The organism is Sedimentibacter acidaminivorans (assembly GCF_017873955.1).
Lineage (GTDB): Bacteria > Bacillota > Clostridia > Tissierellales > Sedimentibacteraceae > Sedimentibacter > Sedimentibacter acidaminivorans.
Genome location: NZ_JAGGKS010000002.1, coordinates 453,836 through 479,906, shown reverse-complemented (window position 1 = coordinate 479,906; position 26,071 = coordinate 453,836). Strand labels below are relative to the sequence as shown.

The 26,071-nt window shown below is 28.6% G+C and carries 18 protein-coding genes; 17 read left to right on the top strand and 1 reads right to left on the bottom strand.

What is annotated here, in order from left to right:
* Positions 1 to 23 precede the first annotated feature (23 nt).
* The 3 genes from J2Z76_RS05585 to J2Z76_RS05575 are packed head-to-tail and all read left to right on the top strand — an operon-like array spanning position 24 to position 2,965.
* The gene (locus J2Z76_RS05585) at positions 24 to 1,043 is read left to right on the top strand and encodes a calcium/sodium antiporter (protein ID WP_209511004.1); all 1,020 of its coding nucleotides are present in this window, start codon (positions 24 to 26) and stop codon (positions 1,041 to 1,043) included.
* 50 nt (positions 1,044 to 1,093) lie between these two features.
* A complete protein-coding gene (locus J2Z76_RS05580; RefSeq protein ID WP_209511003.1) occupies positions 1,094 to 1,774 on the top strand; it encodes a CPBP family intramembrane glutamic endopeptidase in 681 nt (226 codons plus the stop codon).
* A gap of 54 nt (positions 1,775 to 1,828) precedes the next feature.
* On the top strand, positions 1,829 to 2,965 hold the full coding sequence (locus J2Z76_RS05575; protein WP_209511002.1) for a glycerate kinase family protein: 1,137 nt from the start codon (positions 1,829 to 1,831) through the stop codon (positions 2,963 to 2,965).
* A gap of 79 nt (positions 2,966 to 3,044) precedes the next feature.
* On the opposite strand, the gene J2Z76_RS05570 is transcribed toward J2Z76_RS05575, so the two are convergent.
* Entirely contained in the window at positions 3,045 to 3,536 is a 492-nt protein-coding gene (locus J2Z76_RS05570) for a CAP domain-containing protein (protein WP_209511001.1), read from the bottom strand.
* Between the two features lie 574 nt (positions 3,537 to 4,110).
* Here J2Z76_RS05570 and J2Z76_RS05565 point away from each other — a divergent pair.
* The 14 genes from J2Z76_RS05565 (at position 4,111) to J2Z76_RS05500 (ending at position 26,035) form a co-directional block, all read left to right on the top strand.
* Positions 4,111 to 5,049, top strand: coding sequence for a PHP domain-containing protein (locus tag J2Z76_RS05565; protein ID WP_209511000.1), 939 nt, complete (start codon positions 4,111 to 4,113; stop codon positions 5,047 to 5,049).
* Between the two features lie 194 nt (positions 5,050 to 5,243).
* Positions 5,244 to 6,962 carry an ABC transporter substrate-binding protein gene (locus J2Z76_RS05560; RefSeq protein WP_209510999.1) on the top strand — a complete coding sequence of 573 codons (1,719 nt, stop codon included), beginning with the start codon at positions 5,244 to 5,246 and terminating at the stop codon, positions 6,960 to 6,962.
* A gap of 114 nt (positions 6,963 to 7,076) precedes the next feature.
* Entirely contained in the window at positions 7,077 to 8,045 is a 969-nt protein-coding gene (locus J2Z76_RS05555; RefSeq protein WP_209510998.1) for an ABC transporter permease, read from the top strand.
* A 12-nt stretch (positions 8,046 to 8,057) separates the two neighbouring features.
* Positions 8,058 to 8,951: an ABC transporter permease gene (locus J2Z76_RS05550; protein ID WP_209510997.1), complete on the top strand. Its 894-nt coding sequence runs from the start codon at positions 8,058 to 8,060 to the stop codon at positions 8,949 to 8,951.
* Between the two features lie 8 nt (positions 8,952 to 8,959).
* On the top strand, positions 8,960 to 9,946 hold the full coding sequence (locus J2Z76_RS05545; protein WP_209510996.1) for an ABC transporter ATP-binding protein: 987 nt from the start codon (positions 8,960 to 8,962) through the stop codon (positions 9,944 to 9,946).
* On the top strand, positions 9,939 to 10,955 hold the full coding sequence (locus J2Z76_RS05540) for an ABC transporter ATP-binding protein (protein ID WP_209510995.1): 1,017 nt from the start codon (positions 9,939 to 9,941) through the stop codon (positions 10,953 to 10,955). Before J2Z76_RS05545 ends, J2Z76_RS05540 begins: the two co-directional genes overlap by 8 nt.
* Before the next feature lie 150 nt (positions 10,956 to 11,105).
* Positions 11,106 to 11,981 carry a nitrilase family protein gene (locus tag J2Z76_RS05535; RefSeq protein WP_209510994.1) on the top strand — a complete coding sequence of 292 codons (876 nt, stop codon included), beginning with the start codon at positions 11,106 to 11,108 and terminating at the stop codon, positions 11,979 to 11,981.
* Positions 11,982 to 12,098: 117 nt separating this feature from the next.
* Complete coding sequence (locus J2Z76_RS05530) at positions 12,099 to 12,488, top strand: hypothetical protein (protein ID WP_209510993.1); 390 nt, start codon at positions 12,099 to 12,101, stop codon at positions 12,486 to 12,488.
* Between the two features lie 387 nt (positions 12,489 to 12,875).
* Positions 12,876 to 16,034, top strand: coding sequence for a DUF3427 domain-containing protein (locus tag J2Z76_RS05525; RefSeq protein ID WP_209510992.1), 3,159 nt, complete (start codon positions 12,876 to 12,878; stop codon positions 16,032 to 16,034).
* A gap of 296 nt (positions 16,035 to 16,330) precedes the next feature.
* The gene (locus J2Z76_RS05520) at positions 16,331 to 18,064 is read left to right on the top strand and encodes a phosphoadenosine phosphosulfate reductase domain-containing protein (protein WP_245210334.1); all 1,734 of its coding nucleotides are present in this window, start codon (positions 16,331 to 16,333) and stop codon (positions 18,062 to 18,064) included.
* 4 nt (positions 18,065 to 18,068) lie between these two features.
* On the top strand, positions 18,069 to 18,941 hold the full coding sequence (locus tag J2Z76_RS05515; RefSeq protein ID WP_209510991.1) for a DUF4007 family protein: 873 nt from the start codon (positions 18,069 to 18,071) through the stop codon (positions 18,939 to 18,941).
* Between the two features lie 9 nt (positions 18,942 to 18,950).
* Positions 18,951 to 22,535: a hypothetical protein gene (locus J2Z76_RS05510; protein WP_209510990.1), complete on the top strand. Its 3,585-nt coding sequence runs from the start codon at positions 18,951 to 18,953 to the stop codon at positions 22,533 to 22,535.
* Positions 22,536 to 22,549: 14 nt separating this feature from the next.
* Positions 22,550 to 23,704: an aminotransferase class V-fold PLP-dependent enzyme gene (locus J2Z76_RS05505; RefSeq protein ID WP_209510989.1), complete on the top strand. Its 1,155-nt coding sequence runs from the start codon at positions 22,550 to 22,552 to the stop codon at positions 23,702 to 23,704.
* 174 nt (positions 23,705 to 23,878) lie between these two features.
* Positions 23,879 to 26,035 carry a DUF262 domain-containing protein gene (locus J2Z76_RS05500; protein ID WP_245210333.1) on the top strand — a complete coding sequence of 719 codons (2,157 nt, stop codon included), beginning with the start codon at positions 23,879 to 23,881 and terminating at the stop codon, positions 26,033 to 26,035.
* Positions 26,036 to 26,071: the final 36 nt, after the last annotated feature.

The following is a 26,071-nucleotide window of genomic DNA, read 5'->3' as shown; positions in this document are numbered from 1 at the left end:
ATTTAAGGAGAATAATAATAAAAATGCAGGAAATTTTTACGCAAATAAATATTTTTTTTGTAACAGGTATTTTTGTTCTATCATTGATAGTTATATTGAAAACAACAGATATTTTAGTAGAAAATGCAGTTGTTCTTTCGGAAATATGGGGTCTTCCAGAAATGATAATAGGAGCAACTATAGTATCATTGGGAACTACATTACCAGAACTTTCATCATCTGTTATAGCCTCTCTTCAAGGAGGTGGTGGATTTGCCATTGGAAATGCAGTGGGTTCCACAATAACAAATACAAGTTTAGTTTTAGGAGCTGGAGCATTATTTGGTAAAATTCCAGTAAGTAAAGAAACATCAAGAAAGCTTAGTTTGTTAATATTTGTAGTATCATTGTTAGTTTTACCAACTTTAATAACTAAAATTGGTAAAGATAGTGGGCTGTTGCCTCAATGGCTAGGAGTTGTTTTTTTAATTTTAATTCCTGTTTATATTTTTATTTTAATTAGGCAAGAAGATAAAACAAAAAAATCAAGTGTAGATGCTGAGTATTATGAAGAACTGAAAAAAGATAAAAATAATAGTAAAATTTTCATTACATTTATTAAAATATTTTTATCTGCTATTATCATAGCTCTTAGTGCTACTTCTTTAGTTGATTCCGCAGAAGTAATAGCTAAAAGAATAGGAATATCTGATATAGTTATTTCATCAACAATTATTGCTTTTGGAACAAGTGTTCCAGAAATCAGCACAACTATTTCGGCGGTAAAAAGCAACCATGGAGGATTGGCATTAGGAAATGTTATGGGAGCAAATATATTGAATATCTTATTTGTTCTTGGTGCATCACTTGCACTATCACCAGGTGGAATAATAGTTGTAAATAATTTTTATAACATTCATATTCCAGTTTTAATAATAGTATTAGCTGTATATGGATACTTTGCTTACAATAAAAATAAAAATGAAATTAGTAAGAAGGAAGGGATATTAATGATTGCTATTTATTTATTATATCTAACTGGCAATCTAATAAGCATTATTTGATAAACATAAAAATATATATGAACAAAATAATTTAATTAGGTGAAGTGAATATGAATAAAAACATTAAAAATATAGTAATAACAGCTATTTTGATATTTGCATGCATATCGATGTTTATAATAGAAACTTATATTAAGCCTGCTTACATACTTAAATCAGTATATAAGATATTACTATTTGCAGGTCTTCCAATGTTTTATTGTGCAATAGACAAAAATTTTAAATTTAAGGAATATTTTATAGTTAGAGATAAAAAACAAATATTTATTTCAGTTGCATTGGGGCTTGGAGTTTATTTTTTTATTTTGATAGTTTATTTTATTATTAAAGAATTTATTGATTTAGATAATATTACAATGCAACTTGATAATAATTTAAATGTTAATAAAGATAATTTTATCGTTGTAGCATTTTATATTTCATTTATTAACTCCATGCTAGAAGAGTTGTTTTTTAGAGGATTTGGTTTTTTAACATTAAGTAAAAGCACATCAATAGTATATTCATTCTTCTTAAGCGCATTAGCATTTTCAGTATATCATGTATCAATATTAGCAAATTGGTTTAATGTAATAATATATATAATTTTTATTATTGGATTATTTGTAACAGGGCTATTTTTCAATTGGTTAAATTTAAAATATAAAAATATATATAATTCTTGGATCGTTCATATGTGCGCAAATTTATCAATTAATACAATAGGCTTCATTATGTTTGGTATAATATAAAATGTCTGATGGTGTATTTGTAATGGTTATAGAATAATTAAGGGTGTGTATTGTATGAATAAAGTAGTGTTAATTCCAGATTCGTTTAAAGGAACATTAAGTTCAGAAATGATTTGCAATATAATGGAGATAAACATTAAAAAGTTTTTTCCATCATGTCAAGTCGTTTCTATTCCTGTTGCTGATGGTGGTGAAGGTAGTGTAAATTGTTTTTTGTCGGCTCTTGGTGGAGAAAAAATATATAAAACTGTAAAAAATCCCTATTTCGAAGATATGCAGTCATTTTACGGAATAATATCTAATGGCGAAACTGCTGTAATAGAAATGGCAAGCTGTGCAGGTCTTCCGCTTGTTGAAGACAGAAAAAATCCCCAAAAAACTACTACTTATGGAGTTGGTCAACTTATTTTAGCTGCAGCAGAAAGTGGCTGTAAAAAAATAATAGTTGGTCTAGGAGGTTCGAGTACAAATGATGGAGGAGCTGGAGCTGCAACTGCAGTAGGTGTTAAATTTTACGACAAATATGGAAAAAGTTTCATACCTTTAGGAGGTACTTTAAAGGATGTTGTTAGTATTGATTTATCAAAGCGTGCCAAGAAAATAGAAAATATTGAAATAGTTACAATGTGCGATATTGATAATCCCATGCATGGACCAAAGGGTGCTGCTTATGTTTTTGGTCCACAAAAAGGTGCTGATTCTTATATGGTAGAAGAACTTGACAAGGGGCTTGTAAATCTTTGTGAAGTAATAAAAAAAGACCTTGGAGTTGACTTGAAAGATGTACCAGGTGGTGGAGCTGCTGGAGCTATGGGTGCAGGCATGATTGCTTTTTTCAACTCTAAGTTACAAATGGGAATTGAAACAGTTTTGGATACTGTAAATTTTGATAAAACAATTGAAGATGCGGATATGGTTTTTACAGGTGAAGGAAAAATTGATACACAAAGCCTAAGCGGAAAAGTTGTAATAGGAGTTTCAAAGAGGGCTAAGAAGAAGAATGTTCCTGTAACTGTTATAGTTGGTGGTGCTGACGAAGATATGGAAGAAGCATATGATATGGGAGTTACATCTATATTCACAATTAACAGGCTTCCACTAGATTTTCAGCTAAGTCGATTAAAAAGCAAAGAAAACATGGATGCAACCATGGAAAATATACTAAGACTAATTAAAAGTATAAATAAATAGTATAACTATCCTAAAAAACTGCACCTCAATTTGAGAGTGCAGTTTTTTTTCGGTATATAAATATTATATTTAATGATTATTATTTTTCATCACGAGTAAACATTTGAGTCCAATATGCTTTCCCTGTAGAATTTGTGGCATATCCTACACCTATAAAAACAAAATTACGCGATAGTATATTTTCTCTGTGTGAAGGCGAATTCATCCATGCAGATACAACCTTTTCTGGAGTTGATTGACCTGATGCAATATTTTCACCCCACGCAGACCATGTGATTCCATATCTCAACAACATGTCACCAGCACTTCCATAAGTGGGTGATTGGTGGCTAAAATAATTGTTATCAGCCATATCCTGCGACTTTGCTCTTGCTACATTAGAAATTGAATTTACTAAATAAAGAGCAGGTAATCCATTTTTTTCTCTTTCAACATTTACAAGTTGAACTACTTTTTGTTCATATGATAAATTAGATTGCAAAGCAACATCAAGATCATTTGAAGCAAATGCAGATACAGATGATAAAGCTAAAATTGTAATTAATGAAAATGTCATTACTTTATTTTTCATACATATTCTCCTCTTTGTTAATATTCAATATATAATTATATACTTTAAATTAAAACAAAATATATTTTGTCTCATATATATTATATCAATTTAAAAAGAATATAATCAGCATTTAATTTTGTTTTTAAAAATAAAATAAATTAATTTTAACAAATAAATTAATATTAAGGTGAAATGCAACTACGGTTTTGTAAGATTAAATGCAACTACTTTAGTTTGAAAGAGTTGCATTAAGTTGTCAAGTTACAATAGAAAATATTGAATAAAAAAATATAAAAAATAAAAAAATATGAAAAGGACTTGACAAATTTACAATATAAGCATACAATACGTGATAATAACAGCAAAGGCGCTGTAGAGCTTGGACTCTACGCGCCTTTGTTTTTTATTTTATGAATACTGAAGGTGTTTTAGGGAGAATGATTATGTAATAATAAATAATTTATTAGCATACTATTTAGAGAATTGCATATTGAGGCGAAACTCATTTCAGTTTATATGCTAGAAAGATTTAACTGCCCAATTTAATGGGTGTAAAAACCTACATAATATTGAAAAGGGGTCAAAGATTGAAATGAAGAAAATCATTAGTTTTAGAAAACAAATAAAAGGAAATATTCATACTCATACTACTCGAACTGATGGAGAATTCTCAGTTGATGAAATTATAAAATTGTATAAAAAGAATGAATACAGTTTTTTAGCAATTACAGATCATAGAATATATTACAGTCAAGAAATAGACTATGAAAACTTTATCGTTTTAAATGGATGTGAATACAATTGTTATTTAAAAGATGAAAAATTAAATCAAGATATACACTTTCATATTCTTACTCTAGAAGATAACCTAGTAAAAGCAACTAATCCGATAAAACACAATGATAATCTATACAAAAGTTTATTTTTTGATTCACTCAGTCAAGTGCAAGAATTAATAAATGAATTAAAAAGTAGGGGTAACTTAATAATAATAGCTCATCCGAAAAATAAATTAATTCCATTGTACATGCTAATTAATTTAGTAAATTACCATGGAATTGAAGTTTATAATACTAAAGCTAATAGTGATGCATCAGATTATAGTAATGAGCTATTAATTAATAATAAAGATATCTTTTTAACATCTGTAGATGATTCACACAACTATTATGACGAAAATAATAATATTAATTTTTTTAGAGGTTTTATTGTATTAGCAGATAATATTTTAAATAGAAAAAATATTATACAAGCTATTAAAGAGAAAAACTTTTACGCATCTAATGGACCTTATATTTATGAAATCATTATAGACAAAGAAAGAGTATTAATAGAGTGTTCTAATGTTAGAAAAATAGTTTTGTTTGGTTATGATAACAATCATAATGTTAAATTAATTACAACTAAAAGTGAAACATTTCTAAATGAAGCTATATTTATGTTACATGACTCATATGAGTTTATTAGATTAGAATGCATAAACGAAGAAAAAAAGAAAGCATGGACTAATATTATAAAAATGCATTACTAACTATTAAAAAAATATAATAAAGGAGACAAAACCTGCATATATATATTTAACATTAGATTAGCATATTTAACATGAAAGATTAAAGCACGAAAATGAAGTTATTCTTATATTATTTAACAATGTATTGTATTTGTTTTGAAAAGATATCATTTTTTAATAAAGTATTAAAATAAAATTTGTGGAGGAGAAAAAAGATGAAAAAACTATTATCAATTTTATTAGTAGTCACTTTGGTTATTGGACTTGCTGCATGTGGAGCACCTACGGACAATAATACGGGAGGAGAATCGACGTCAGAACCAGATGTTAAACATATTCTCAACCTTGGTATTACTAGTTTTCCAACAAACGTTAACCCGTTTTCTCAGAGAATGCAACAAGATCATGATGGGTTAAGAATGTATGAGACATTGGTAAATCACGATGCTGAAACTTTAGAATTTGAAGGATTACTAGCTGATAGTTGGAATGTATCAGATGATGGACTTGTATGGACACTTAAACTTCGTGAAGATGTAACTTGGCAGGATGGTGAAAAGTTTGATGCAGAAGACGTAGTTTTTACATATAAAACTATAGTTGATAGCAAAGCAAATGAAGCAGCAGCTTTCACTCGTAAAGCAGAGGTTAAATACATTGAGAAAGTTGAGCAAACAGGTGACTACGAAGTTAAACTAACTACTAGTATACCAGTAGCAAACTTCTTAATAGAAACATTAGGGGTAATATACATAGTTCCAGAACATATTTGGGGACCTATGGAAACACAAGCGTTATTAGATTATCAAAATGAAGTTCCAATAGGTACGTCACCTTGGAAGATAGTAGGGGAATTCAATCCTCAAAATACTGAACTTGAGTATGAAAGATATGATGGATATTATGGCAAAATGCCAAAAGTCGACGGTTTATTATATATAATGTTTGAAAATAAAGATACTATGTTCCAAGCATTTAAGGCAGGAAATATAGATATGTTTTCTCCAAGTGGAACACAGGTTACTGAATTAGAAGGAACAGAAGGTATAACAGTTGTTAAGAATTTGCAACCAAAACTTACACAAATCGGTATAAACATATGGGACCCTGAAAAGACTCCAATTGAGGGACAACTAGAAAATCCAGGAAATATAATACTTAGGAGAGAGAAAAACGTTCGCCAAGCAATTGACTTCGCTTTAGATAAACAAAAATTAGTAGATGATGTACTTAAAGGTGCTGGATATGCAGGAAGTACTTTAGTACCTACTTCAGCAGGAAAGTGGCACCTAGATATACAACATGACTACAACCCAGAAAAAGCTATAAAATTGTTAGAGGAAGCTGGATTTACAAACTTTGAAACTGTAGAAATATCAGGAAGAGAAGTTCAAGTTAGAACTAATGATGCCGGAGAAAAATTATTGTTTAGGTTTGCATTGTTAACAGATGGATATGCATGGCATTATAGAGATTCTACTCCTTACATAGTAAATAATCTTGAGGCAGTAGGTATAGGCCTTAATATTGAGCCTATGGAAGGATCTATGTTAGGAGCTACTATGAAGCTTGACTCTGAAACATGGTGTGATTATGATATGTATATTTGGGGATGGACTCCAGGGTATGATCCAAACTACATATTGACAGTACTAACTACAGAGCAGATAGGCAACCGTCAAGAAGTTATGTACTCTAATCCAGAATATGATGCATTGGTTGAAAAGCAAGTACAACAAGTTGTTGATGAAGAACGTTTAGAGACTGTGTATGCGGCACAAAAAATGATATATGATGAAGCTTGTTATATACCATTATACTATCAAGGATACTACGATGCTTACAACTCGGATAAATGGGAAGGAATTATCCAATTTGGTGGAGATGGAACTATATTTAATAGTGATTGTTACAAGAATATAACACCTAAATAATATATTATATTTATATTAAGATAAAAATTTTAATATAAGGGGCTAAGCCTAGCTTATGCTAGGAGTAGCTCTTTGTAATATAATACTTAATGTGTAAATTTAGGAGGTAATTTAGTGAATTATAAATATTTCATGAAAAAGGTAGTTCAAAGCTTAATAACTATAATGATAGTTTTAACTTTAACTTTTATTTTATTTCGAGTAATGCCAGGAGATCCAACAGCTATGTTTGTAAAAAGTGGAATAGATCCTAGTGTTGCAGAAAAAGTAAAAGAAGACTATGGTTTGAATTTACCTATATATCAACAATATTTTGTTTATTTGAAAAATATGTTTAGGGGTGATTTTGGAGATTCCTTTTCCTTTAGAAAGCCCGTTATGAAAGTAATAGGAGATAGATTACCAAATACGATTATATTAGCTCTTTGTGCTCAAACATTAGCAATAGGGTTTGGAATAATATTTGGAATGATGGCAGCAGCAAATAGGGGAAAGAAAATAGATGTAGGATTATTAGGTTTTTCTCTGTTTATATATGCAATACCTGCTTTTTGGTTTGGTATGGTCCTTATAGTTATATTTGGAGTTAAACTTGATTTAGTACCGTTATTTGGAATGATGACGCCAGGCCTTAGAAATGTAACTAAACTTGTTTATATAAAAGATGTAGCTAAACATTTAATATTGCCAGTATTTACATTAGGATTAGCTATATTTGGAAGCTATGTAATGATAATGAGAAGTTCATTGCTTGATGTGTTTACAGAAGATTATATAAATACTGCAAGAGCTAAAGGTTTTGATAGAAGGTATATAATTAGAAAACATGCTCTACCAAATGCAATGTTACCGATGGTAACGGTTATAGCTACTTCGATAGGTTTTATAGTTTCAGGTGCCATACAAACAGAGACAGTATTTACATGGCCTGGAATAGGGACGTTAATGCTTAAAGCATTAGTTGCTAGAGATTATCCCTTACTTCAAGGATCTTTTATAATAACTAGTTTTGCCGTAGTCACAGCAAACTTTTTAGCAGATATAGTTTATATGTATATAGATCCAAGGATAAAATATGAGTAAAGGAGTTATAAAATGAGTAATTTAAATAAAATTAGAAGAGAAAAATATGAAGTTAGAAAACGAAACTTTAAACAGTTTATTAAGACGTTTTTTAACAATAAAATAGGAACATTAGGTTTTATTATGTTAATGTTTTTTGTAGTAGTAGCATATGTAGGGCCAAATTTTTACCATTATTCTCCAGTTGAGGTGTCTAAAGGTGCTTTGCTTGCGCCACCTACAGAGGGATTTATATTTGGAACAGATCATTTAGGAAGAGATATATTTGGAGCAATTATTTATGGGACAAAGACTTCATTAATAGTAGGTTTTTCAGGAGCACTTATATCTATATTTATAGGTTCAACTATTGGATTATCAGCTGGATTTGTAGGTGGAGGATTAGACAATGTGCTTATGAGAATTACTGATGGAATGATGGTATTGCCAAAACTTGCACTTATAATGGTTGTATCTGCTGTATTAGGGACTAATATACGTAATATTATTTTAGTTATAGGACTTACTGGATGGACGGGAACAGCTAGATTAGTAAGGGCACAAGCACTTTCCTTAAGAGAAAGACCGTACATTGAGCGAGCTAGATCTATAGGTGCAAGCAAGTTTTATATAGTATATAAACATATATTACCAAATGTATTTCCTGTTATTTTCGCACAAACAATACTAGCTACTTCTTCGGCTATATTATCAGAAACATCACTTAGCTTCTTAGGATTAGGAGATCCATTGTCAGTTAGTTGGGGTCAAGTTCTAAACGGAGCATTTGTAAATGGTGCTGTAAGTGTTGGAGCATGGTGGTATTTTGTACCTGCAGGGGCAGCAATAGTACTAATGGTATTAAGTTTCACATTTATAGGTTATTCATTTGATGAAATACTTAATCCAAAATTAAGGGGCAGGTAGGTGAAAATATGAGCGAGAATAAAAAAAAGGCGTTAGAGGTTAGAGATTTAAATGTATTTTTTAAAATTAGTACAGGAACTGTTAGAGCAGTAGAAAACGTTGATTTTGATTTATATGAAGGAGAGTCTTTAGGTCTGGTAGGAGAATCTGGTTGTGGAAAAACAACTACAGCATTGTCTACTATGGGCATGCTTCCAGACAATGGGTACATAGATAATGGCTCAATAAAATACGATAATAAAGAATTAGCTAATAATTCAGAAGCAGAGTGGCAACTTTATAGATGGAATGACATAGCAATGGTGTTCCAAGGGGCAATGAATGCTCTAAATCCAGTTAAAAAAATCAGCTTTCAAATAGCTGAGGCTATTTCTTTACATTACCCAAAGGCTAAAGATGATGAGATAAAAAAAAGAATAATAGAATTATTTAAGTTAGTTGGATTAGACTCTAGTCGTATAGATGATTATCCCCATGAATTTTCTGGAGGGATGAGACAACGTGTAATGATTGCAATGGCACTTGCCTGTAATCCAAGAATATTAATTGCTGATGAACCTACAACAGCATTGGATGTTATGATACAAGCACAAATAATTGATTTAATAAATGAACTAAGAAAAAAAATTAGCATGAGTATGATAATTATAACTCATGATTTATCTATAATATCAGAAACCTGTGATAGAATTGCAGTTATGTACGCAGGAAACATAGTTGAATTAGGCACGGTCAGAGATGTAATTAAAAATAGTAAACATCCATATACACAGAAGTTAATTGGTGCATTTCCAAATATATATGGAGAGAAAAAACGTATAGAATCAATACCAGGAACACCTCCAAACTTATTAGATCCTCCTTCGGGATGCCGATTTCATTTAAGATGTAGTGAAGCAAAGCAGATATGTAAAACTGAAGTTCCTAAATCTGTAGACTTTGGAAATGGTCATTATGTAGCATGTCATTTATATGGGGGTGTAACTAATGAGTAATAATATAGTTGAAGCAAAAAATTTAAAAGTATATTTTAAAATAAGACAAGGTTTGATAAAAGATATTTTTTCTAAAAAAGAAAGATATGTTAAAGCTGTTGATGGAATTGATTTAGGAATAAAAAAGGGCGAAATAGTATCATTAGTAGGTGAATCTGGCTCAGGTAAAACAACTACGGGTAGAGCAATCCTTAATTTAGTTCATCATGAGGGGCTACTAAAATTTGATGACGAAATATATGATTTAAAAAATAGAAAGTGGCTTAGTTCTTTTAGAAAAAGAGCTCAGATGATTTTTCAAGACCCATATCAATCACTTAATCCAAAATATATGATTATTGATGCTGTTTCTGAACCATTAAGAATGATAGAAAAAAATTTATCAGAGTCAGAAATAAAAGAAAGAACTATACAAGCTTTAGAATTCGCAGGACTTAAGCCAGGGGAAGATTATTTATATCGCTATCCACATGAGCTAAGTGGTGGGCAACGTCAACGTGTTGCTATTGCAACTGTATTTGTTGTATCTCCTAATTTTATTGTTGCTGATGAGCCTGTTTCTATGCTCGATGCATCAATAAGAGCGGATATAGTTAATTTGATGTACGAGATGAAGGAACAAAAAGGTACATCATATTTGTTCATTACTCATGACTTGTCACTAGCATGGTTAATTTCAGATAGAATTGCAATTATGTATTTAGGAAAAATTGTTGAAATAGGTCCATCTGAAATAATTTCAGGCAATTGTAGACATCCTTATACACAAGCTTTAGTAAGTGTTTTAGCTAACGTTGATGTTGATAATAAAAGGCAGAAAATCGTGCTAAAAGGTGAAACACCTTCTCCAACTAATATACCCACAGGATGCAGATTTCACCCAAGGTGCCCTATTGCAAAAGATAAATGTACCAAAGAGGAACCGCAACTTACTGAAATTGAAAAAAATCAATTTGTTGCATGTCATTATCCAGAAGTAATACTTAGATTTGTTGATGAGAAAAAATAAAACTAACGGTATATAATGTTGTGTATGGAAATAATTAGTGGTATAATTAGATAGCATACAAACGGTATATATTTCACACTTTTTACAGCGAATCTTTGATTATATATTATTTCATGATGACGTGGGATTGTGGATAACTTTGGAGGAAAAATGTCAGAATTAAAAAGAAAATCATTAGATGTTCGAGTAGCTTGTTTACAAATGGATATTAAAATAGGTGATATTACAGCAAATATAAAAAAATCTGTAAGAATGATTAATGAGGCTGCAGATAATGGTGCAGTATTGGTAGTAATGCCTGAAATGGCTAATACAGGTTACTCATTCAATAACAAGAAAGAAGCTTTAGAATTAGCAGAGAATATACAAGATAGTAAGAGTATAAATGCTTGGATTAATGTGGCACATGATAGAAATATACATATAGTTTCTGGAATAACAGAAATCGATGGAGCTGATTTATATAATACCGCGGTACTAATTGGACCAAATGGTTTAGTAGGCAAATATAGAAAGCTTCATTTATGGGAAGAAGAATTTCTGTGGTTTGAACAGGGGAATCTTGGACTTCCAGTATTTCATACACCAATTGGCAGGATTGGTATAGTTATATGCTATGATATGTGGTTTCCTGAGACATTTAGAATACTTGCAGCACAAGGGGCTGACATAGTATGCGTTCCTACTAACTGGGCTTCAATAGATGCGTTGCCCGATAATATGAAGAATTTTGGACCTGTTTTAGCTATGGCAGCATCTCATAGTAATGGTATATATATTGCAGCTGCTGATAGAGTTGGAACAGAGAGAGGTATGGTCTTTCCAGGAAAAAGTTTAATTGTTAAAACCTCAGGTATTCCAATTGTTGGTCCTGTAGATGATACAGAGCAGATAATATATGGTGATTGTAATTTCGCAAAGGTTAGAGCTCATGGTACAAATAAATATAATTCTACTAAGAAGGACAGAAGATTAGATGTATATGATGAATTTTTAGGATATAGTCCAGATTCTACTAGAATCTAACAAAACTCTAAAAATCGTGCAATTGAAATTTAGAACATTTATGTTCATTAAATTTTGCATAAAATGCAACTCTGCTGGTAAGAGTATTAAAAAGATTTAAATAATAGGGTGTTCAAAATGAAGAACAGTGATCTAATCAATAAGGCATATGAAATTAGTAGTAAATACAATGTTATATTAAAAGGGCATATTAAGATTTGTGAAAATGTTAATTGTATATTGTTCGCACATTATTGCAAGAGTACATTATTTTATAAAGATTTTTTTAATGTTTCCAGTGCTACTTTCAACGTCAACAGAGTTGCAAACAAAAACTTAAAGGAAATAAAAAAGCTTATAAAATTGTATGGTTATAATAAAATATGGACCAAAGGTGTATTTTCTTTTTATGGAGATTTACGACCTTTAGCTGTAGAGGCGGGATTTGGAAAATGGTCAGAAAACGGGTTAATTACAAATGAAAAATACGGGACTAATTTTTTAATTACAGCAATATTCTACAAGTAGCAAATTATTTAAAGAAATATTTAATAAAATGTTTTGAGCATATCTTTATTAATATCATAATTTTAAACTTGAGGTATAAGAACTTTAAATACAAAAACATCAGCGAAATATGCGATTATAAAATACCAAAGTATACTAATCACTTGCTTGGATAAAAATTTATCTAAGCAAGTGATTTTTTGATAAAAATGATACAACAATATCACAATTGATAGGGGCTTTTTCTCCATTTGGCAAAAAGAAATTATAAAATATAAAAATACAATGGTAATATTTGTAGAATAATGTTATAATGTGACATGGGAATTATATGTAAATAAAAAGAAGAAATAAAATTATTATTAAGAAACAAAGATACATAATTATAGCATTATAGGAGCATGGGGTATGTCACTACATAATGGGTTTTATGAATCAGTAATTAATAAAATAATCAATGAAGAAATAATAAAAAAACTTGATAGCAATGATAGTTATATAGATAAAAAACAAATAGATAAAGAAGAAGCAAATGCAGTTTTATCTAAATATATGTCTATAGTCATCAATAAATCTCTTCGTAATATTTCTGGAGATGATAAACATTATAGGCAAGTTGAATTATGCAATAAAATAGTTAGTCTTTTAAAAGAAGAATTAAAATTAGAAGATTTAGATGATTTTATTATAAACGAAAATGCACAATTATTACTTGCAATATTAAATAATAAAGATAGTGCATTAATAGATAATTATAAAGATAAAAAAATAAGACCAATTACCTCCATAGCGACCAATTCGCTTTTTACAGGAGCTCAAAACGAACCATCACTGGGCAGTGAATTAATCAAAGAAATAAATACTGCAGATAGAATAGATATGCTCGTCTCATTTATAAAATGGAGCGGACTAGTTCAAATATATGAATCATTAAAAGAATTTACAAAAGAACATAAACTACGAATTATAACCACATCATACATGGGCGCAACAGATTACAAGGCTATAATAGAGCTGTCCCGTTTACCAAATACAGAAATAAAAATATCCTACGATACCCAAAGAACAAGACTACATTCCAAATCATATATGTTTTATAGAAATACTGGATTTTCAACAGCATATATAGGTTCATCAAATTTATCAAATTCTGCACTCACCACTGGTTTAGAATGGAATTTGAAAATATCAGAATATACTTCCAAAGATATGATAAAAAAGTTCAATGCAACATTTGAATCATATTGGCATGATAATGATTTTTATCTGTTCAATAAAGATGATTTACTTGACAAACAAAAATTAGAAATAGCATTAAATACAAATAAAATTTGCAGTAACGATACTGAGTCCCAGTTCTATTTTGATGTAATTCCATATTCATACCAAGTAGAAATACTAGATAAACTCCAAGCAGAAAGAGAAATACATAATAGATATAAAAACTTAATAGTTGCAGCAACAGGAACAGGAAAAACAGTTATATCTGCATTTGATTACAAGAGATTCGTAGGAAATAATCCCAATGCAAAAAATAGATTACTATTTGTAGCACATAGAGAAGAGATCCTAGTGCAAAGTAGAGATTGTTTTAGAAAAATCTTAAAAGATAGAAATTTTGGAGACTTATGGGTTGGAAAATATGACCCATCTCAAATAGAACATTTATTTATTTCTATACAAACGTTTAATTCAAAAGAATTTACTGAGAATATCAAAGCGGATTACTATGATTACGTTGTAATAGATGAATTTCATCATTCAGCAGCACCAAGTTATAGAAAATTGTTAGAGTATATAAATCCTAAAATATTATTAGGAATGACTGCAACACCAGAGCGTATGGATGATAAAGATGTTACCGTTTACTTTGATAATAGGATAGCTGCAGAAATACGATTAGGCGAAGCCATAAATAGAAAAATACTTTCATCATTTAATTATTTTGGAATTACAGATTCTGTAACTCTAAAAAATATTAAATGGCGTAATGGCAAATATGATGCAACTGAACTAGAAAATATTTACACAAAAGATAATCAACGTGCGAACTTAGTAATTGACAGCATTAAAAAATATACAAAAGACATTTTAGAAGTTAGAGGACTAGGGTTTTGCGTAAGCAAGTTACATGCAGAATACATGAGCCAGTATTTTAACAAGGTAGGAATACCATCAATTTATTTAACAGCAGATTCTAATGACAGTGAAAGATACAGTGCAAAAAATAAGCTTGAAAATAGAGAAATAAATTTTATATTTGTTGTAGATTTATATAATGAAGGCGTTGATATCCCTTCGATTGATACTGTGCTCTTTTTAAGACCAACAGAAAGTATTACAGTATTTCTTCAACAATTAGGGAGAGGGTTAAGGCTCAATGACGGTAAAGAATGCTTAACGGTATTAGATTTCGTAGGTCAAGCAAATAAAAACTATATTTTCCATGAACAAAAATATAGAGCTTTAATAGGAAATACTCATAATTCTATTGCAAAAGAAATAGAAAATGAATTCCCAAACCTGCCAAAAGGATGCTTTATTAAGCTAGAAAGAATTGCAAAAGAATATATTTTAGAAAATATAAAAAATACCTTAAATAATAAAAGGACAATTATTAGAAAAATCAAAGATTATGCATCAAGTAGAACAACATTAAATGTTATAGAATTTTGCAAAAACCACAATGTCAAGTTAATCGACATATATAAAAACTACAGTTTTACATACTTATGTTCAGAAGCAGGAATTATCAAAGATTTTGATTACGATAAATATAAAAAAGAATCAAAGGGCATATCAAGATTGCTGCATATAGATTCTAAGGAATGGATTGAATTTATTCTAATGATACTAAAATCTAATAGGTTTAATTATATAGATTTAAATAAAAATGAAAAATTAATGTTAAATATGTTTTATTATACTATATGGCAAGATACATTAGAAAAAATGAATTTCAACACAGCAGAGGATAGTATAAATAAATTAAGAGAATGTAAACCACTAAACAAAGAAATAATTTCAATTTTAGAATATAGCTTAGAAAATATTAGTTTCAAAGAAAAAAGTATGAATTTAGAATATCAATGTCCGCTGAAATTACATTGTAAATATTCTATGGCAGAAATATTAGCAGCATTTGAAGAAAATAAATTGGACAAGAAGTCTTCCTTTAGAGAAGGTGTATTATATCTAAAAGATAAAAAGACTGATATGTTCTTTATTACATTAAATAAATCAGAAAAAGATTATTCAGAAACAACAATGTATGATGATTATGCCATAGATGACAAATATTTTCACTGGCAATCACAAAGCGGAACATCAGATACATCACCAACAGGACAAAGGTATATCAATCACGAGTCTATGGGTAGTAAAGTTGTATTGTTTGTAAGAGAGAAAAAGAAAGTTAACGGAATAACAGAACCATATTATTGCTTAGGGACAGCAAGATTTGTTAGTTATGAAGGCAGTAAGCCTATGAGCATAGTGTGGAAGCTAGATAATAAGATGCCTGAGTTTATTAAGAAGAAGGCTAGTGGGAATGTTATGGTGGGGTAAGGCAAGTTAGAACTTTTTATTTTAATCTGATAAATAATATTAGTTCAAAATATAAAAGTATAAATATTAAGAATAAGTTAAAAATTTGGAAATTTTGAGACGAGTGTTTGATTAGATATTAATCATTAAAAGAGTGTAATTTGAATTAGTATTAATAGATTTTAAACTGTCAGTATTTGTAGAATCGTAGTATAAATGATTATACTTATATAAAATAAAAATATATAATCATTCATTTGAAGTTATTATTAGTATTATATAATAGTGAAAATTTAGTAAGGTAGATAGAGGTGAAAATGATAGAATTATTATGTCCAGTATGTAATGTACCGATGAAAACAGATAGATGTATAAAAGAAGAATGCAATACAAAAACTGTTGTTTCTACAACTATTTACTGGTGTCATGAATGTAACATACCAGTGTTTAATAAGTTTTGTGATATTTGTGGGAAAGAGGCTAGATATATTTCTACAGATATTAGACCTGTTTTTCCAGAAGAAAAATTATTGTTGGCAATAATTTTGGAAAAAGAGGATCCTTTATGTTTTAATAATGTTTCTATATGGAATGGAAGTAATGCTTATTTTATTAATGGACAAAAATTGAGGTTGCAGATAAATAAACTGAACAAATTACCATTTACTAAAATACAAAAAATAAAAGAAAAATATGATTATTACATAGATAAGGTTAACCGAATATATTTTAATGAAAGTATTAATAAGTTTATAGAAGCAAATAAAATAAGATATAATAATATAAATGATGAGGCTGTAAAATTTATTCAAGGATATATTGATAAGTATAATATCGAAGATATGCTAGTATCGTTTAGTGGTGGTAAAGATTCAACTGTAACATCACATTTAGTAACTAAGAGTTTAGGAACAAAAAAAGTATTGCACATTTTTGGAGATACTACCCTTGAATTCGATAAAACATATGAATATAAAGATCGTTTTAGGAAAAATGAAGATACAAAAGGCATACAAATGATTACTTCAAAAAATAGAGAAAAAAATTTTGAAGATTTATGTAAAGTAATAGGTCCACCAAGTAGGGTTATGAGATGGTGTTGCACTGTATTCAAAACTGGCACTATATCTAGAACAATATCATCTGCATTTAGAGATAAAACTAATATATTAACATTTTACGGTATTAGAAAAAGTGAATCTGCTAGCAGAAGTAAGTATGAAAGGGAAAGCGATAGCCCTAAAATAACAAAACAGACTGTTGTATCACCTATAATAGATTGGATTGATTTTGATGTTTGGTTATATATATTTACTAATAAGATAGATTTTAATGAAGCATACAAACTTGGATATACAAGAGTAGGATGTTGGTGTTGTCCTAATAACGGTGGGTGGTCAGAATTTCTTTCTAAAGTACACATGTATGATAAGTATATAAATTGGAGAAATTTGTTGGTTGATTTTGCAAAACAAATTGAAAAACCTGATCCTGACGAATATGTAGATAGTGGTAACTGGAAAGCCAGGCAAGGTGGTAATGGGCTTGAAATGGCACAAAAATCTATGGTATTCTTTGAACCTTGTGCTACGGAGGATAATGCTTTTAATTATGAGCTTCAAAGACCTATTACTGAAGAATTGTATGAATTGTTTAAGCCTTTTGGATATGTAAATAAAGATCTTGGCAACAAAAGATTAGGAGAGGTATATATTGTTGATAGAAAAGGTAATCCTGTCTTAATTTTGCAAGGAAGATTAAAAAACACGCATTTAAAGGTAACTATAAAAAAGAAAAGTATAGCAAAATCTAGAACTTTGGCAATTGCTGAACGTAAAATACAATGTCAATTGACAAAATATCAAATGTGCATGAGTTGTAAAGCTTGTGAAAGTGTATGCAAGCATAATGCAATTTTAATTCGTGAGCTAGAAGATGGACAAATTTCTTATAGAATTGACGATGAAAAATGTGTAAGATGTGCAGAATGTGTTTCTCATTTTAATGCCGGGTGCTATATGAGAAAAGTTTTAACTATAAAGAGAGGTTGATAATATGTCTGAAAAAAAAGTACCATTCAAATTGAGAGGGCATGAGAAGTTTGTTCTTAGAGAAGGGTGGCTTAATAAAGGTTTAATTGTTGTTGAAGATGATCCGAGGATATTTTTAGATTCTGATGGTCCCGACAAACTTGGTGTTGGTAACAATATGGTAAGATCGATAAGATATTGGCTTAAAGCATTTAATTTAATTAGCGAAAGGCCTAGCCGAGGGGCTAATCTTACTGAACTTGGTAAAATAATCAAAGAAAATGATATATATTTTGAAGATGTCTTCACCTTGTGGGTTTTACATTCTAATTTAGTTAAAAATATAAAAAATGCTACCTCGTGGTACATATTTTTTAATAGATGTGACATAGAAGAGTTTAAAAGAGATGAAATTAATAATATATTGATTAATGAATTAAAAAAATATATAGGAGATGAAAAGTTCTCTGTAAATTCTGTTAAAGACGATATTGATGTAATATTAAATATGTATAGTAGTCAAAGAGGAAATAACGAGGATCCGGAGGATAAAAACATTAGCCCTTTTTCTATATTAGGATTACTTTATAGAAAAGAAGACGTCTATTACAGGAATCAACCCGATTTAAGAAAGATAAATTATTGGATAGTATTGTATGAATTATGTTGTTTGTTTGAAAGAGAAGATTCGATTAGTATTGATAGAATATCAGTTGGGGATGAAAGTTTAGGGAATATTTATAATTTATCAAGAGTTACTGTTAATGAGTTTTTAGATAGATTAGATTCTCTAAATTATATAAAAGTTGATAGAACTGCGGGACTTGATATGATATACAAAAAATCAAACATAACAGCAGAATCTGTTATTAGAAGTTACTATAATGAACATAAATAAGGTGGTAAAATGACAATAAATAATTTAAGTGAAATAATTAAAGTTAATAATAATTTTAAAAATGCAATTAACTTATATTTAAATTTGAATAATATAGATAAGATATCAAGCTATATTCCCACAAAGTCATCGGTTGATGTTCTTAAATTATATCTAAATTCTATCGAAAAAAATGAAAATCAATCTTCAATATTAATTGGCCCATACGGTAAGGGAAAATCCCATTTACTGTTAGTGTTATTAGCCATTATTTCGTTAAAAAGAACAAGTGAAAATGATAAGATTGTTAACAAGATAATAGCTTCTGTTAATAATGTTGATGAAACTGTTTCTAATGCAATTAGAAATATTTGGAAAGAAAAAGGACGGTTTTTACCAGTTTTAATTTCAAGTACTTACGGCGATTTAAATCAATCGTTTCTTATTGGGTTAAATGAATCATTAAAAAGAGAAAATTTAATAGATTTAGTTCCTAATACTTATTTCACATATGCTCTTAACAATATTAATAAGTGGATGAATAATTATAAGGAAACATATAATCACTTTATAGAAAAATTAAAAGAGAAAAATATTTCTTATAAAGAAATGGTTTCTAGATTACTAAATTATGATTCTAAAGCGTTAAGCATATTTAAGGAAATATATCCTGAACTAACATCAGGAAGCATATTTAATCCTTTAGTAAATTCTGAAGTATTGGAAATTTATCAAGAGATTGCTCAAGAATTATCTAAAAAACATGGATATAGTGGTATTTATGTTATATTTGATGAGTTCAGTAAATTTATTGAAAGCAGAGATAAAACATCAGTAGGCAATGATATGAAATTACTACAAGATATATGTGAATTATCTCATAATTCAAAAAAATCATCACAAGTATTTATTTCTTTTGTTGCACACAAAAGTATAAAGGAATATGGTAAATATCTTTCTTCTGACTTAATTAATTCTTTTGCTGGGATTGAAGGTAGAATTGAAGAGAGGTATTTTGTAACCTCTTCAAAAAATAATTATGAGCTAATTAAAAATGCAATTTTTAAAGACATTAATGAGATAAAAAAAATTTCTAATTGTAGTAAGCATTTAAGTGATGAAATATCTAAAAGTTATTATGATATTCCTGCATTTAGAACAACCTTTAAAGAAAATGACTTTAAAAAAATAATTGTAGATGGTTGTTACCCATTAAATCCGATAAGCTCATACTTGCTATTAAATGTTAGTGAAAAAGTAGCACAAAATGAACGAACGTTATTTACATTCATGTCAAAAGATGAACCACATAGTATGTTAAGATATATAAAAAACCATAATTGTATGATGCAATGGGTTATTACTCCTGATTTAATTTATGACTATTTTAAAGGAATATTTAAAAAGAATGTTGCTAATGAATATGTTCATAGAGAATGGCTAAAAGCAGAATATGCAATATCCAGTGCTACTACTCCCAATCAAGTTAAGATTTTGAAGATAATGGCTTTAATAAATATAGTTAATAAACCCGATGAGCTATCTACTATAGAAAAATATTTATATTTAGCTTCTGAAATAGAAGATGTAAATGTAGTGTTAGATGAATTATTAAATAGCCAAATTATTTATAAAAAAAGTACAAATGATAATTATGTATTTAAAACTAGGATAGGGACTGATTTAAAGAATGAAATAAATAGAAGAAGAATTATCAAGTCTGATAAGATTAATATTGGGAAGGTTTTTTCAAATATAGCAAGTAATAAATACATAATTCCTAAAAAGTATAATCAAGAATTCTCAATTACAAGGTATTTTAGGATGGAATATCTTCATTATGATGAATTTATGAACATTGATGATTTTTCAGTCCTTTTCGATAACGAAAATTTTTGTGATGGAAAAGTAATAGCCTTAATTTGTACAAAAGAAGATCAAAAAAAGAATAAAATATCTATAATTGAAAAATTGAATAAATTTTCGAATGAGAAGATAGTGATTATAAATCCAACCAAAACATTTGAAATGATAAAACAAGTTCAAGATTATGAAATCATACAAGAATTAAAAAATGACACATTGTTTTTAGATAATAATAAAGTTTTAAAAAATGAATTAAGCATATTTGAAGATGATATTATAAATGAATTATTAATATACTTAAACCATGCTTATGATTTCCAAAATGGGTGTAAAGCATTTTATTATAAAAATGGACAATCAATAGAATCAAAACATATAAATTTAAATAAACTGATTGATTATGTATGTTTTTCGTATTATCGTAAAACCCCAGTTATAAATAATGAGCAAATAAATAGACAATTTATAAAAACGGCACCAATAAGAAGAGCTAGAAAAAATATTATTGAGTATATCCTTAATGGGAATGATGATAAATCTTTTTACGAAAAAACTAATCCTGAAGCAACAATATATAGGTCGTTATTTAAAAATACAGGTATTTTAAATGGAAAATTAAGTGATAATATGAGGGAATTTTTATCTAATATAAATGCTTCTATTTCTTTATGCATAGAGAAGAAGATATCATTGAGTTCTATTATTAATAATGTTGTAAATGCTCCATTTGGAATTAGAGGTGGGGTTTTGTCAATTTATTTAGCATACATTCTGAGAAACAGAACTGAGGATATCATTATATACTTTGATACAAAAGAAGTACAACTTACTTCTGACATTATTTTAAATATGTGTGAGAATCCATCGGATTATTTTTTATTTATGTCGGCACAAAGTGCTAAAAAGGAAAAATATATTATTGGTTTGCTAGATACGTTTTCCAATGGAAGTGTATACAACTTGTCAGGATCAAGAATTAATAACATATTAATATGTATGCAAAGGTGGTTTAGGGCACTACCACAAGTTACAAGAAATTTTAGAGATAAATTTATAACTTTTGAGGATGAAAAAGCATATCAAGCAATGTTAGTTATAAAGCCATTATTACAGAGGGTTGATGCTAATCCTTATGAGATTATATTTGATAAAATTCCAGCGGCTTTTGGTGTAAATGATGATTATGAAAAATGTTTAAATTACATTAAACAATTTAAGTATATTCTTGATAATTATTTAGATTATATTATAAATAATGCGATTTTAGAAACAATTAATATTTTTAAGTCTAAAGAAGACTTATATCATACTTTGAAAAATTGGTATGATAAGCAAAGTTCAATGTCTAAAAAGGGTATTTACAGCAATCAAATAACAAATCTAATGACTTGTATCGCAAATATGACAATTTATGATGACGTAGAGATAGTAAAAAAGGTAATTAAATCAGTTACTGATGTGTATATTGAAAATTGGAATGATAAATCATTTGAAGATTATATTTATGCTCTTAGTGAAACAAAAAAAGGAGTAGAATCAATTAAAGATGAAACCATAGAAGAGAAACATGAATTAGTTTTTAGAAATAAAGAAGGTAAATTAGTACAAAGATATTATGATAAAGCAGATGAAAATACAGGATCTATATTAAGAAATATAATTGAAGATACAATAGACGATTTTTCAGATCTAAGTGTAAATGATAAAGTATCAATTCTGGTAGAAATGTTAGAAAAAGTATTGAGCTAAAAGGGGGTGTAAGAGTGAGTGATGTAATATATTTAGATAATGCAGCAACTACTTTTCCAAAACCAGAAAATGTCTATAATGCAATGGATGAAGCTAATAGAAATTATTGTGTAAATGCAGGTCGAAGTTCTTATAAATTAGCAAAGAAGGCAACGGAAATAATTGAGGATACGAAAAAATTATTATTAAAACTTGTTAACGCTAAAAATTCAGCGAATGTTGTTTTTTCTCCTTCTGTTACAATTTCCTTAAATCAAATTTTGAATGGATTAGACTTTGTAAACAACTCGACAGTGTATGTATCACCATATGAACATAATGCAGTTGCTAGACCACTTAATTTAATAAGTAAAAAGAATAGTATAAATATAAGAGAATTACCTTTAAATGAAAATACACTTGAAATTGATATTGAAAGAATGAAGTACATGTTTGCTAAAGAACATCCAGCTTGTGTGTGTTCAACATTTGTAAGCAATGTAACGGGCTATATCTTGCCAATAGATGAAATTTTTAGAGAAGCAAAAAAATATAACGCTGTTACTGTTTTAGATGCTGCACAAGCAATTGGTTTAATTGATATTAACCTTGAAAAATTAGATATTGATTTTTTAGCTTTTGCTGGACATAAAACATTATATGGGCCTTTTGGTATTGCAGGTTTTATAGACAATAGTAGCATTTATTTAAAGGAATTTATTGTTGGTGGTACGGGTAGCGATTCACTAAATTTGGATATGCCTAAAAATAGTCCTAATAAATATGAATATGCTAGTCCTAATATTGTTGCTATAGCTGGGTTAAAAGCAGCATTAGATTATATAGATGTTGATAAAATTCATAGTCACGAAAGATTATTAACAGACTATCTTATAAAAGGATTAGAAGATATAAAAGGGATTAAAATTTATCTACCACATAACCTAATAAACCATATCAGTATTGTATCATTTGTGGTAGATGGTTATAAATCTGAGGATATTGGAATGATACTAGATGAAGACTTTAATATCGCAGTAAGAACTGGGTATCATTGTGCGCCATTTATACATAAGTATCTAAAAGATGAATTTTCATTAGGAACAGTAAGGGTTGGATTAAGTTATTTTAATTCTAAAGAGGATGTAAGAAATTTGATCAATGCAATAAATGATATTTTATTAATATAGAAGAGTGAGAGCTTAATGAAAAGGTATGAAATTGTTTATGTATAAATATTGAAGTTTATATATTACTAAAACGGTGATTACATAATAAAAATATATATATTTTCATTAATGTACAATTAAATAAAATTCAACTTAAGAAAACATCATTAACTTAAAATAAAAAGGAGCAAAATTATGGGGATTAAGTTAAAAGATATATTTAACAAAAATGATGAAAATAAGTTGGTTCTACCTGACTTTCAAAGAGATTTTGTATGGGACAAGGATCAGCAAAAAAATCTATTAGCTTCATTTATGACATGTTTACCTGTTGGGAGTATATTGCTTTTAGATGGAACAAAAGACGACTTTGCAAATAAAAAAATGTGTTTTCCAAAAGATGGTTGCTCACCTATGGATGAATGCACATATTTACTTGACGGTCAACAAAGAGTTACGAGTTTAAAAAGTATGTTTACTGATCTTTTTTTAGATTTAAATGACTGGAAATTCACTTGGGATAGTATATATAAGGATCTTAGAAATAGATGGTTCATTAGAGTTATACCTAAAGAAAATGAGGAGGATATTTTTGGATATGATACATTAATTTTTAATGGCTTAAATTCATATGAGCCAAATCAAATTGTTGATTATATTGAGTGTAAACCTATTTTTAAAACTAAATTACAAGATTGGTATAATCCAGGATTTATTGTAAAGGACAATAACGACAATATAATTTCTATTGATGATACAAATCTTAGAAATCTGATTATTTCTAAATTCGCTGCAGGTGAGGGTTTAGTCCCTTTATATACTCTTTATAAGAAGGATAAAACTAAAGCATTGCATGAATATGTTGTTGAAAGAATAGGAAGAGAAAAAATTGAATCAATAAAAGCTCATTTAATGGATTTAGATGAAGAACAGAAGAAAATAGAGTTAAAAAAATATTTAGCAGAAATTGAACCTAATATAGATTTATTTATTAAGAGTAACGATGAAAGTGGTATAAATAGTGCATGGTCAAATCTGTCAGCAAAATGGAGTAGAGATATTATAAATTATTTAGAAGGAATAATGAATGAAATAGTTCCAACAACTGAATTACCATCAGATGAGATCAATAGAGCAGTTGCTATTTTTGAAAGCATTAATAAAGGTGGAACACCTTTAGACACATTTGATTTAATAGTAGCAAAAGCTGCTAAAGATAAGTCGTTAGAATCATTATCAAAAAGGTTACTATTTCTTTTGCAAGAAAAAGTGGAACTTAGTAATGCTATAACCGGTACATTACATGATAAAATAAAAGTTTGGTTTACTGAATATGTAGGGCTTACAAAGGATAATGAAATTTCTAAATTTGTAAAATCACAGTTTTTAAATATGTTATCAATTTTATCTAATACAGAATATGGAATCGTTGATGAAATAAAAAGTGATTATGTAAAAAAGAATCAAATTTTAAAATTGAACTCACAACAGATCAATTCCAATACAGAAAAAACAATTAAAGCTTTAATAAGGGCTTGCTCATTTTTACAGTTACGATGTGGAATTGTACATGTTAAAGAGTTACCATATGAATTAATGATTTTACCAATTGCTTATTGTTTAATTGATGATAAAAAGTGGAATGACAAAAAATCGGTCGATAAAATTGAATATTGGTATTGGTCATGCCTATTCGGAGGGGCTTATAGGGAAAGACAAAATGAGCAATCTATTAAAGATATGAAAAATTTATACAAATGGATAGATGGAAAAATTGATAATCCATTTGATAATTATTATCAGATGGTTTTGAAGGATCCCGGATATAGTGATATTAATCTTTTATTGATGAAAGATGAGACTCATGAGGTTCAAAGTTCAGTTAGAAAGGCTATTTTACAATATATATTAAGCCAAGAACCAAAAGACTTTATATTTGATGAACTGTATTTAACGTCATACAAAGTAGGAGCTGAAGGAAGTTTTAATTTTCAAGGAAATAATCAATTAATAAAAATAGAAGATCATCATATTATACCTTTAAAAAATGCAACTAAAATAGGACAATCATCAAAAGAAATAAGAAGTGAAAAAAAACATATATTAAATAGTCCTCTTAATAGAACCTATATAAGTTCTTATTCAAACATTCAAATTAGTGATATGAAACCAGTTGATTATTTCAATTATGTATCAGAAGTCGCAATGTTCGGACATTGTATTTCTAATAATATTGGTAAAATATTTGAGAAGGAAAAAGAAGAAGATGAATTTTATATGAATATTTTAGAATTAAGGTTTGATGAAATTTATAAAACACTAATTATGGAACTAGATAAATTGAAGGCATAATTATTTTTTATAAATATATAACAATATGCTATTTCA

Coding starts and splice junctions, on each gene's coding strand:
- J2Z76_RS05585 (WP_209511004.1), top strand. CDS start 24: ATGCAGGAAATTTTTACGCAAATAAATATTTTTTTTGTAACAGGTATT.
- J2Z76_RS05580 (WP_209511003.1), top strand. CDS start 1,094: ATGAATAAAAACATTAAAAATATAGTAATAACAGCTATTTTGATATTT.
- J2Z76_RS05575 (WP_209511002.1), top strand. CDS start 1,829: ATGAATAAAGTAGTGTTAATTCCAGATTCGTTTAAAGGAACATTAAGT.
- J2Z76_RS05570 (WP_209511001.1), bottom strand. CDS start 3,536: ATGAAAAATAAAGTAATGACATTTTCATTAATTACAATTTTAGCTTTA.
- J2Z76_RS05565 (WP_209511000.1), top strand. CDS start 4,111: ATGAAGAAAATCATTAGTTTTAGAAAACAAATAAAAGGAAATATTCAT.
- J2Z76_RS05560 (WP_209510999.1), top strand. CDS start 5,244: ATGAAAAAACTATTATCAATTTTATTAGTAGTCACTTTGGTTATTGGA.
- J2Z76_RS05550 (WP_209510997.1), top strand. CDS start 8,058: ATGAGTAATTTAAATAAAATTAGAAGAGAAAAATATGAAGTTAGAAAA.
- J2Z76_RS05545 (WP_209510996.1), top strand. CDS start 8,960: ATGAGCGAGAATAAAAAAAAGGCGTTAGAGGTTAGAGATTTAAATGTA.
- J2Z76_RS05540 (WP_209510995.1), top strand. CDS start 9,939: ATGAGTAATAATATAGTTGAAGCAAAAAATTTAAAAGTATATTTTAAA.
- J2Z76_RS05535 (WP_209510994.1), top strand. CDS start 11,106: ATGTCAGAATTAAAAAGAAAATCATTAGATGTTCGAGTAGCTTGTTTA.
- J2Z76_RS05530 (WP_209510993.1), top strand. CDS start 12,099: ATGAAGAACAGTGATCTAATCAATAAGGCATATGAAATTAGTAGTAAA.
- J2Z76_RS05525 (WP_209510992.1), top strand. CDS start 12,876: ATGTCACTACATAATGGGTTTTATGAATCAGTAATTAATAAAATAATC.
- J2Z76_RS05520 (WP_245210334.1), top strand. CDS start 16,331: ATGATAGAATTATTATGTCCAGTATGTAATGTACCGATGAAAACAGAT.
- J2Z76_RS05515 (WP_209510991.1), top strand. CDS start 18,069: ATGTCTGAAAAAAAAGTACCATTCAAATTGAGAGGGCATGAGAAGTTT.
- J2Z76_RS05510 (WP_209510990.1), top strand. CDS start 18,951: ATGACAATAAATAATTTAAGTGAAATAATTAAAGTTAATAATAATTTT.
- J2Z76_RS05500 (WP_245210333.1), top strand. CDS start 23,879: ATGGGGATTAAGTTAAAAGATATATTTAACAAAAATGATGAAAATAAG.